The sequence below is a fragment of the Clostridium sp. genome (genome assembly GCF_050717535.1).
Lineage (GTDB): Bacteria > Bacillota > Clostridia > Clostridiales > Clostridiaceae > Clostridium_AD.
In genome coordinates, this window is sequence record NZ_JBOITM010000054.1 from 1 (window position 1) to 11,129 (window position 11,129).

Below are 11,129 nucleotides of genomic sequence, written 5' to 3' on the forward strand. Positions count from 1 at the left end.
CCGACTTCCTTCAGATTCCGTCTCGCGATGGACACCCTTGTCTTAAGCTATGCACTTGGCACTATTAACCCGTGCTAGGGACTTTCACCCATTAGATTGCGCCCATGCCGGGCGCACAATAAAAGAGAAGTGTCTCTTGAAAGAGCTCTTCTATATACAGAAAGCTATAAAGAAACTGTAAAAGATTCTACAATTATTAGGCGAGCAAAAGCAACTTCTCACATACTGGCAAATGTACAAATATCTATAAGGGCTGAAGAGCTTATAATTGGTAATAGGACATCAAAGCCTAGGAGCGGAATCATTTCTCCCGAAATGGATTCCTACTGGATTAATGATGAACTTGATACCTTAGGGAGTAGACCACAAGACCCCTTCACAATTTCAGAGGCAGATAAAAAAGTTTATAGGGAAGTTCTTTATCCTTATTGGGCCGGTAAATCCTTAAAAGATTTCATAAATAAGAGGCTTACACCTGAAGTACGGGGACCTGTGGATTTAGATATTTTCAAACTTAATCAAACTGATAAGGGTCAAGGGCATATAATTCCCAAGTTCGAAAAATTATTAAATTATGGTCTTGGTCAAATAATTAATGAAACAATAGACTTATCTGAAAAATATCCAGGCAACGATTTTTATAAAGCCTCAACAATAACTCTTAAGGCTTCCCGAAATCATATTTTAAGGTATGCAACACTTGCAAAACTAAGTGCTCAGGAAGAATGTAGTGAAAGAAGAAAGGCTGAATTTTTAGAAATTGCTAGGATTTCAACAAAAGTTTCTTCAGAAAAGCCTGAAAACTTTTATGAAGCCTCTCAATTATTGTGGTTTTTATGTGTAATCCTACAATATGAGTCCAATGCTAGTTCCTTGTCCCTTGGGGGTTTTGATAAGTATATGTACCATTTTTATGAAAATGACCTTAAGAATGGGATAACAAAAGAAAGTCTAAGAGAAATTTTAACCTGTTTATGGATTAAAACCAATGATGTGGTTTTAATTAGAAGTAGTAATAGTGCTAAATACTTTGCTGGGTTCCCAACTGGATATACTATAACCCTTGGAGGGCTTACAGAAACCGGGCGCTCTGCAGTTAATAGTTTATCTTATCTTGCTCTAGATACCTATCAAGATATCCGTCTTCCTCAACCAAATTTGGGGGTACGTGTAAATGAACTTATAGAGCCAGCTTTTTTAAAGAAAACTGCTGAAACCATAAGGCTTGGTACAGGAATACCTCAAATATTTAACGATGAAGTAATAGTACCAGGATTTTTAAATCGAGGTGTTAGTTTAGAAGATGCAAGAGATTATTCCGTGGTTGGTTGTGTTGAACTATCACTTCCTGGAAAAACTTACGGACTACATGATATAGCACTTTTTAACTTACTAAAGGTAATGGAAATTTCCCTAAAAGAAAATAAAAACAATAGTGATATTACTTTTGATGAAATAATTGAAAAGATAAAAATAAATATCCATAAATATGTTAAACTCATGGTAGATGGCTCAAATATAGTAGATACTTCCCATAAAGAATTTGCACCTATTCCGCTGCTTTCATGTTTCATTGATAATTGCTTAGAGAGTGGAAAAGATGTAACCTATGGTGGTGCAAAATACAATTTTTCCGGTGTACAAGGTATTGGTATAGCTAATTTAAGTGATTCTCTTTATGCTCTAAAAAAGATTGTGTATGACGAGAACAGAATTTCTTTAAAGGATCTAGTAGAGGCTTTAGATAATAATTTTGAAGGCGCAGAGAATGAAAAACTTAGGGTTCGCTTAATTAATAAATATGATAAATTCGGAAATGATAATGATGAAGTAGATAATCTTAGTTCAGATATTCTTAGATACTATTCAAAAGCTGTAGAAAAACATATAACACCTAGAGGTGGAACCTTTGTACCTGGGTCTTACACAGTATCCGCTCATATTCCACTTGGAAAATCTGTAGGCGCTACGCCTGATGGACGTAAATCTGGAGAGCAACTTGCAGATGGTGGCCTGTCTCCTATGGTTGGTCGAGATGTGCTTGGTCCTACTGCAGTGCTAAAAAGCGTGAGCAAGTTAGATAATTACTTAACAACAAATGGTAGTCTATTAAATGTTAAGTTTAGTCCTAAAACTCTGGAGGGCCAGGAAGGCATCCATAAATTATGTGATTTTCTTTATGCCTTTATGAAGCTTAAAATACAGCATATACAATTTAACGTGGTTTCCGTTGAAACTTTAAAAAGCGCTCAGGCAAGTCCAAATGATTATAAGGGCCTAGTTATAAGAGTAGCAGGTTACAGTGCTTTTTTCATAGAACTAAGCCGTGAAATTCAAGATGACATCATAAGAAGGACGCAACATAATTTATAGGAAGTGATTAGGTGAAAGCATGTATACTAAATATTCAAAGATACTCCTTGCATGATGGCGATGGAATTCGGACAATTGTATTTTTTAAGGGTTGTCCCCTTAAATGTCCTTGGTGTAGCAACCCCGAATCCATAAGCTTTGAGCCTCAAACTGTAAAGATGGAAAGTAAATGTATCCATTGTGATCACTGTAGCTTTGACGTAGATGAATGTCCAACAGGTGCAATTACACAGTTTGGTAAATACATGACTGTAGAAGATGTTGTGACAGAGGTTCAAAAAGATATGATTTTCTACCGTACATCAAGCGGTGGGGTAACCCTTTCAGGTGGTGAAGTTTTATCTCAAAGTGCCTTTGCAATAGAACTGCTTAAGCAGCTGAAAAGCCTAGGTATAAATACAGCCATTGAAACTAGTGGACAAGGTAATACCCAAAGTCTTATTGAACTAGCAGCTTATTTAGATTTAATTTTATTTGATCTTAAAATAATGAATAAAGAAAAAGCTAAACTAATACTGGGGTCAAATATAAATCTAATACAAAATAATATTAGAACCTTGGTTAAACTGAATAAAAAAGTTATACCAAGAGTGCCTTTAATACCCGGGTATACAACAGATGATGAAAATATAAATGAGATAATAAATTTTGTTAAAAGTTTAAATCTTACTGAAATTCACATTTTACCTTTTCATCAATATGGAAGCAATAAATATAAATTGTTAAATCAAGATTATAAACTTAAGAATATAGAAATTCTTACTCCTGAATCCATAGAAAAAATAGCAAATGTAATGAGAGACAATGGTCTTAACGTTGTGGTTGGTGGCTTGTAATCAGATGCTCGTGATTTATGATTATATTTTAGTAACAAGCTACCCATGGTTTAATTAATATAAAAATTTAAGATGAGGTGTTAAAATGAAAAAAATATTATTAACAGGCGGAAATGGTTTTTTTTGTACAAGATTTGCCCATAGATATAACAACACTTATGAAATTCTTTCAGCTAGTTCATCAATGCTCGATATCACAGATGAAACGCAGGTAAATGAAACTATTAAAAACTTTAATCCCCACTATGTTATTCATGCAGCCGCAAAAGCAAGTACACAGTTTTGCGACAAAAACCCTGAACTTGCACATAAAATTAATGTTACAGGAGCTTTAAACGTTGCAAAAGCTTGCAAACAAGTACACGCAAAAATGATATTTCTTAGTACTGAACAAGTTTTTAATGGCAATGTGGAAAGTGGTCCATATACAGAAGACTCCATTCCTTGCCCAGATACAATGTATGGGAAAAACAAACTTGAAGCAGAAGGTTTACTAAAAGAAATATTAGATGAACTTTGGGTTGTAAGATTCACTTGGCTTTTTGGTATGCCTGAACGGAATTGTAGCATGTCCCCTAATATACTTTGGGGTACCTTGACTGATATAATGCAAGGGAAAAAATCAAAAGTTACAAATAACGAGTATAGAGGCCTAACTTACGTTCACGAAGTTATAGATCAATTCCCAATGATATTTAAAATTCCCTATGGTACATATCATATGGGAAGTCATAACAGTTTAAGCCGTTATGATATCTGCTCTTTAATATTTAAAGAAGTAGGTTTAGAACATAGAATAAATGAATTATTAGAAGTCGACACAGAAAAATATAAGGATTGCCCAAGAGATGTAAGACTATGTACTGATAAAATTAAAAGCTATGGTCTAAAGTTTTCAGAATCAACAGATGGAATTAAAAAATGCTTAAATGAATTTAAAATAAAATTATAAAACAAAAGGAGAAATGTATATGTTATATATAATAGATACTGCAAATTTAGAAGCTATAAAAAAAGCTTACAACTTCTACCCAATGGCGGGTGTTACTACAAATCCAACAATTATTTCTAAAGAAAATAAAAGTTTTTTAGATATTTTAAATGGTATCAGAAAAATTATAGGTAATGAGTCAATGCTACATGTTCAAGTTGTCAGCCTAACTGCTGAAAAAATGGTGCAAGAAGCTGAGTACTTAAATAGTGTAATTGGTGGAAATCTTTATGTTAAGATTCCAGTAATACCTGAAGGATTAAAAGCAATTAAAATACTTAAACAAAAGGGTATAAAAACAACTGCTACAGCAATCTTTACGGCGGAGCAAGCGCTTATGGCAGCAGTGGCTGGGGCTTCCTTTGTTGCTCCTTATGTTAATAGAATAGATAATATTAGTGGTGATGGAGTCTCCGTCGTAGCTCAAATAGTTCAATTATTTGATCAATATGATATAGATGCTAAAGTTTTAGCTGCTTCTTTTAAAAACGTTCAACAAGTATATAATGTAGCTCTTGCCGGTGGCCACTGCGTAACTGTAAATCCAGAAATATTAGATGCAATGATTGCACATCCTCTTACTGATTGGAGTATTAATCAATTCGTAAATGATTGGGAAAGTGTATATGGCATAGGAAAAACTACAATAGATGTTAAGTAACTAAAATAATTTTCTAAGAAGAAAACAACCTGTAATTTTTATTACAGGTTGTTTTTTTATAAATTTAAGTGTAAACCCACTATACCTTTAGGGTAGCTGGCAGTTAACATGGTTTATGTATAATTTATAATTTCTGAACAAATAATCAGTATATACATATGTATACTAATGAGCCTATGCTTTTGTGCATCACACTAATTGTATATATTATACATTATATCTAGTGTAATGCAATATAATTAACTTTTCATAATATAAGATATGTAATAAAAATATATTTTTATTACATATTGAATTTATGAACAATGTTCATTATAATATAAATATAATAAAATTTCTTATCTAATAATTAATATTCAATAAAGGAGCGATTAATTTGGAAAATAAAAAATTCACCATACTGCCCATATTTTTCACAGTATTTTTAGACTTACTAGGCCTTGGCATTGTAATTCCCATATTGCCTGCCGTTTTATTAGATCCACGTTCTGGTATATTACCTGTTAGCTATGTTTTTTCAACAAGGACCTTAATATATGGATTCTTAATAGCCTCTTACCCACTAGCTCAATTCTTTGGAGCCCCGATTTTAGGTTCTTTAGCAGACCAAAAGGGAAGAAAAAAGCTATTAATAGTTTCACTGATTGGAACCTTTATTGGATATATTCTATTTGCTCTTGGAATAGTTTATAGTAATATTTATCTTTTATTTATTGGTAGAATTCTAGATGGATTTACTGGTGGTAACATCTCTATTGCACAATCTGCTATAGCTGACATTAGTACTCCAGAAACAAAGTCTCGAAATTTTGGACTTATTGGTATGGCTTTTGGTTTAGGTTTTATTATTGGACCTTACATTGGTGGAAAGCTTGCAGATCCTACTATAGTAAGCTGGTTTACTTATGCTACACCATTTTGGCTTTCTGTTATACTAACTTCAATAAACATATTGCTAGTTTTATTGTACTTCCCAGAGACTTTAGTTAAAGCAACAAAAGCAACTAAAGTTAGTGCACTTACAGGTTTTAGGAATATTAAAAAGGCTTTTGCATACAAAGATTTAAGAACTATGTTTTTGGTTGCCTTTCTCTTAACTGTAGGTTTTAATTTCTTCACTCAATTTTTTCAAGTATTTTTGATAGGTAAATTTAAATTTAATCAGTCAAGAATAGGAGATTTATTTGCTTATATGGGTATATGGATTGCAATAGCTCAAGGTGTATTTTTACGACCACTATCTAAAAAATATAAGCCTATGAGCATCTTAAGTATTTCCATAATATTATTGGCTATAACCTTCCCACTACTTTTAATACCTACTAAAGCTATTGGTATTTACTTAATAATACCTTTTATAGCTATATTTCAAGGACTTACTCAACCAAACAGTACAGCCATTATTTCTAATTTAGCAAATAAGGATAAGCAAGGAGAGATCTTAGGCATAAACCAATCTATTTTGTCACTTGCTCAAGCTATCCCTCCAATTATTGCAGGTTTTGTAACTTCTGTAAGTTTAAATCTACCTACAATATTTGCGGCTGTTAGTACTTTCCTTGCATGGATTGTCTTTAGAGTATTCTTTATTAAAGAACAAAGGCTTAAAAATGGAGGAATTGTAGATGCTGCTATAGATATGGATACCGAACCTTACGAATAAAATATGCTTCAAAATAAAAAATGGAACGGGCTGTAAATACATCCCATTCCATTTTTTCATTAAATTGTTGTATAGAAAATAGCTTCATAATATGCTTTGGGTAATGAATTCTCCTCTATATTAAGCTCCTTTGAAGCTTTTGATACCTCATCCCAATTTCCATTTTCATAGGCTATAATTAAACTTAATAATTTACTATAACCATTATTACTAATTCCATTTAAAGCATCCTTTACATCAATGGGTATTAACAATTCATGAAGTATTTCATCTATTGGCCTATCTAAAAGCAAATCTATAAGGGATAACATTCCTAGTAAATAGGCATTGAAAGGATTTATCTTCTTATCTGTTTTACCAGCAATTATTTCTGCAAACTTTGCTCTAATTAAAGAATTAATAGTTAAAATCTCCGGCTTATCTTGTCCCATATTCTTGAAGACCATTAAATATAACCATTTCTTTACTTCTTTTTCTCCAAGCAGTGCCAATGCTTGTTTCATTGATTTTATTTCACTTATAAAACTATAACTGGCAGAGTTCATGAGCTTTAATAATTTGAAAGATAATGACACATCCCGTTTTATTAAATTTTCTATGCCCTCAATAGCAAAATTGCTACTCGTAATTTCTTTCAATAATTTCATATATATAACTTTATTTTCTGACATTCTTTTTCCCAAAATCATCACAGGTTTACTAAAATAAAAGCCTTGAAAGTATGAATATCCCAAAGAAACTGCTTCATTATACTCTTCTAGTGTCTCAATTTTTTCTGCAATAAACTTTATATGTTCACAATTTACTAGTTCAATTACTTTTCTTCTTTCGTTTCCTTTAGTAATTTTAAAATCTACTTTAATGATATCTGCTATTTCTATGAGTTGTCTATATCTGTCAGAATATATAAAATCATCTAAAGCTATAATGTAGCCCTGTGCTTTTAATGTTTTGCATAGCTCTATTATATCCTCTGTAGGCTGCACATCCTCTAATATCTCAACTATCACTGATTCTGGAGTCAAAACTTGAAATATATCGGACTTTAATATATTTTCAGTAAAATTAATAAAAGCTTTTTTACCACCTGTCACTTTGTCAATTCCTATATTTACAAAACTATTCTTTATAACTGCCATTGTTGCTTTATCGCCATCTTCACTTTGGTATATATTTTTTTCACTATGTCTAAATAGTAATTCATATCCAAATAATTTATTAAATCTATCAAGTATGGGCTGCCTTGCTAAAAAAACATCCATATTATCCTCCCTATGTAATTTCATTTTCTTGTCAATATATATTGTTTTACCACTTTCCATGTGAGTGGCACATAATTTTCTAGTTTCCTAATCGTCTCATGTATTTAACAATTAACTCATCTAAATACCTACTTACAATAAGGCTTTGTTCTTTCACTTCCATATTTTGTTCTTCACAACACATTTCATTTAAAATTTCTCTTAAATAATCTATGCGTTCCTTTAAATCTTCAATTGTAATATTATCAAGAGTTATATTATCCATATACACCTTACCTCTCAAATATTTTAATTGTTAATACTAATTATACATTTATTTATATTATTTTCTACTATTTCTATTATACATATATTTACACCTTTTTACAATATTTTATATAAAATAGCATATGTTCTTTGTTTTTATTAATACAAATAAAATTTTCATTCAAATATGTGTTTATAAGAAAGAAAAGCATGCATTATTACAATTTCAATTGCTACTGCAACCGACTTTTGCATAACGCATACTTTCTATATTTTAAATCACAAAGAATACAATAATATATTTTTATTAAATTTCCATTATTATTGGTATAATTATAGGTCTTCTCTTAGTTTTTATATATAAAAACTGACCTAGTGCATTTCTTATACAAGACTTTATTACTGCCCATTCTTTAACTTTATTATTTAAACACTGTTCTAACTCTTTTCTCACAATATCTCTTGCTTCATTAATAAGATCATTAGATTCTTTCATATATACAAAACCCCTAGTTATTATATCTGGTCCTGCAAGTATACTATAAGTTTCTCTTTCTATAGTAACTACTACAGTAAGTATACCCTCTTCAGCTAGGTGCTTTCTATCTCTAAGTACAATATTTCCAACATCCCCTACACCTAGTCCATCTACCATTATAGCTCCTGTTTGAACTCTTCCACCAAATTTACATTCATTTTGTGAAACTTCTAATATTTGCCCAGTTTCTCCGATAAATATATTTGCTGGGTCCATGCCTAATTTTTCTGCAAGTAACGCATGTTGTTTTAAATGTCTATATTCACCATGCACTGGCATAAAGTATTTAGGGCGAACTAAGCTATGCATTAATTTTAATTCCTCTTGACATGCGTGCCCCGAAACATGAATCTCCTCTGTAGTATTGTATATTACATTAGCTCCTTTTTTGAATAATTCATTTATAACATTGTAAATGAATTTTTCATTTCCAGGAATTGGAGATGCAGATATAATAATTAAATCACCCTTTTGTATTTCAATACTTCTATGAGTAGCTGATGCCATTCTTGTTAATGCAGCAAGTGGTTCACCTTGACTCCCAGTAGTTACTATTGTTACTTTTTCATCAGGATAATTATGAATTTCTGCCACAGTAATTATAGATTCCTGTGGTATATGCAAATATCCAAGATCCATAGCAACTTGAGATATTCTCTCCATGCTTCTTCCACTAAAGGCTATTTTTCTACCATGCATAACTGAAGCATTTGCAATTTGTTGTATTCTATGAATATTTGATGCAAAGGAAGCTACTATTATTCTTCCTTTAGCCTTGTAAAATAATTTATTTAATGATTCGCCAATTACTTTCTCAGATATAGTAAACCCTGGGCGCTCAACGTTAGTACTATCAGCCATTAATAGAAGTACTCCTTGACCACCTAATTTCGCAAACCGCTCAAAATCTAGAAGTTCTCCATCAATTGGAGTATAGTCTATTTTAAAATCACCTGTGTGTACAATTCTTCCAATTGGTGTATGAACAGCAATGGCACAAGCATCTGCAATACTATGGCTAACTCTTATAAATTCTACACTTAGTTTTTCTAGTTTTATAATGTCTCCTGCTTTTACTACATTTAGGGTACAATCTGCTATTATCCCATGTTCTTGTAACTTATTCTCTACAAGTCCTAAGGTTAAACGTGTTCCGTAAACTGGAACATTAATTTGTTTTAATACGTAAGGTAATGCCCCTATATGGTCCTCATGACCGTGAGTTAAGAAAATTCCTTTTACCCTATCTCTATTTTCTAGAAGATAAGTTACGTCTGGAATAACTAAATCCACCCCATACATATCCGCATCTGGGAAGGAAATTCCACAATCTATAACAATAATTTCATCTTTATATTCTATTGCAGTTATGTTTTTTCCAATTTCTCCAAGTCCACCTATTGGAATAATTTTAATTTTGTTTTTACTTTTGCCTTTATAATTATTATTCAATATTTTTCCTGATTTCTAAATATCCATCGATTTACTTATCCAATATTTTCGTTCTGTCGACTAAACAGCATGGTGGTACCATAGGTTTCAAATAATTAGGTTAATTCTGTTATATTAACAATTCTATTGTACAAATAGTTCTGTTATGCCAACGACTATCCCAAGTATTTTCTTCCTATTAACTAACCATAAATCAGGGTTTTCACCTACCTTTTCTTTTATATTTTTGTTGCTTTGTTATTTTTGCTCCTTTCTTGTATTTTTTCTAATTAACCTATATTTCAAAGTGTTGCTTTTTAAATAAACATCACTCTCTTTACTACACTATATGTTTTATAACTATTTCTTTATAAAATTATTTTAATCCAATCATCCCATTATTGCAGTTAGCAATTTACTCCGCTTAGGGCTTATATAAACACCTACGTAGCTATTTATTATCTTCGAAGCTGCTTTTCACCTTCGTTACCACAATATTATCAACTCAATTTATACTAATTAAATATAATTATACCATATTACATTTGATTATATTCGATTATAAATTAATAAAGGTGGAGAAAGAATTTATAAGCCACAAAATATTACCTTCTTCAGCAAATAATGTTCTTAAAATAAACTCTATATAATGCACAAAATGCAACTTGAAGGAGTCATGTCACTTAATATCAGTGGACATTTTCCCGATTCAATTTGCATTTCAAGTTAGTTACCTATTTATTTTATAATATAGTGCTTTTTAAATAATCCACCTTGCTTAGTATAATGCAAAATGTACTCTTTTTCGTATACGTTATGTATTTCTAGGTTCATAATTCCTTTTGTTTTTAAGACCAATTTTATTTTATCGAATTCATCAATTTCTTCTTTGGAAGTTAGCTTAGTGTAGAAAAGTTTTTTTGAATACGTCGCCCAGGCATCTAAAAGGTCGTCGAGTGGTGTGTTTACATCTAGAATCATTTATCTTCCTCCTTGTATAATATTAGTGAATTCGGAAACCCTTAGGCTCCCGTATATCTCAATCCCGAAGGGATGATTTTTATTCTTCCCCCCAGGATTTCAAACAAAATCTTTTGAAATTTCTTATATTTATAAAAAAACACTTGA

General features: G+C 31.4%; 9 protein-coding genes. 5 read left to right on the forward strand and 4 right to left on the reverse strand.

Translation table 11 applies throughout. The features are described from left to right. Positions 1-96: 96 nt before the first annotated feature. The 5 genes from ACREVU_RS08635 to ACREVU_RS08655 all read left to right on the forward strand — a co-directional run bounded on the left by ACREVU_RS08635 (position 97) and on the right by ACREVU_RS08655 (position 6,524). Positions 97-2,373, forward strand: a complete 2,277-nt coding sequence (locus tag ACREVU_RS08635; protein ID WP_431551199.1) for a formate C-acetyltransferase — start codon at positions 97-99, stop codon at positions 2,371-2,373. 11 nt (positions 2,374-2,384) lie between these two features. After that, complete coding sequence (locus ACREVU_RS08640; RefSeq protein WP_431551200.1) at positions 2,385-3,209, forward strand: [formate-C-acetyltransferase]-activating enzyme; 825 nt, start codon at positions 2,385-2,387, stop codon at positions 3,207-3,209. Between the two features lie 85 nt (positions 3,210-3,294). Further along, on the forward strand, positions 3,295-4,161 hold the full coding sequence (locus ACREVU_RS08645) for an SDR family oxidoreductase (RefSeq protein ID WP_431551201.1): 867 nt from the start codon (positions 3,295-3,297) through the stop codon (positions 4,159-4,161). A 19-nt stretch (positions 4,162-4,180) separates the two neighbouring features. Beyond that, entirely contained in the window at positions 4,181-4,861 is a 681-nt protein-coding gene (gene fsa / locus ACREVU_RS08650; protein ID WP_431551202.1) for a fructose-6-phosphate aldolase, read from the forward strand. A gap of 376 nt (positions 4,862-5,237) precedes the next feature. After that, complete coding sequence (locus ACREVU_RS08655; RefSeq protein WP_431551203.1) at positions 5,238-6,524, forward strand: MFS transporter; 1,287 nt, start codon at positions 5,238-5,240, stop codon at positions 6,522-6,524. A gap of 59 nt (positions 6,525-6,583) precedes the next feature. On the opposite strand, the gene ACREVU_RS08660 is transcribed toward ACREVU_RS08655, so the two are convergent. From ACREVU_RS08660 to ACREVU_RS08675, 4 genes are all read right to left on the reverse strand, one after another. Then, positions 6,584-7,786 (reverse strand): EAL and HDOD domain-containing protein, encoded by a 1,203-nt coding sequence (locus ACREVU_RS08660; protein WP_431551204.1) that lies wholly within the window; start codon positions 7,784-7,786, stop codon positions 6,584-6,586. A 79-nt stretch (positions 7,787-7,865) separates the two neighbouring features. Then, positions 7,866-8,051 (reverse strand): Spo0E family sporulation regulatory protein-aspartic acid phosphatase, encoded by a 186-nt coding sequence (locus ACREVU_RS08665; protein ID WP_431551205.1) that lies wholly within the window; start codon positions 8,049-8,051, stop codon positions 7,866-7,868. Positions 8,052-8,339: 288 nt separating this feature from the next. Then, complete coding sequence (locus tag ACREVU_RS08670) at positions 8,340-10,022, reverse strand: ribonuclease J (RefSeq protein WP_431551206.1); 1,683 nt, start codon at positions 10,020-10,022, stop codon at positions 8,340-8,342. Positions 10,023-10,739: 717 nt separating this feature from the next. After that, positions 10,740-10,982 carry a hypothetical protein gene (locus ACREVU_RS08675; protein WP_431551207.1) on the reverse strand — a complete coding sequence of 81 codons (243 nt, stop codon included), beginning with the start codon at positions 10,980-10,982 and terminating at the stop codon, positions 10,740-10,742. Between the last annotated feature and the right edge of the window lie 147 nt (positions 10,983-11,129).

Bases quoted from the DNA above. Each gene is read 5' to 3' on its own strand.
- ACREVU_RS08645 (WP_431551201.1), top strand. From the start codon at position 3,295: ATGAAAAAAATATTATTAACAGGCGGAAATGGTTTTTTTTGTACAAGA.
- fsa (WP_431551202.1), top strand. From the start codon at position 4,181: ATGTTATATATAATAGATACTGCAAATTTAGAAGCTATAAAAAAAGCT.
- ACREVU_RS08660 (WP_431551204.1), bottom strand. From the start codon at position 7,786: ATGGATGTTTTTTTAGCAAGGCAGCCCATACTTGATAGATTTAATAAA.
- ACREVU_RS08665 (WP_431551205.1), bottom strand. From the start codon at position 8,051: ATGGATAATATAACTCTTGATAATATTACAATTGAAGATTTAAAGGAA.
- ACREVU_RS08675 (WP_431551207.1), bottom strand. From the start codon at position 10,982: ATGATTCTAGATGTAAACACACCACTCGACGACCTTTTAGATGCCTGG.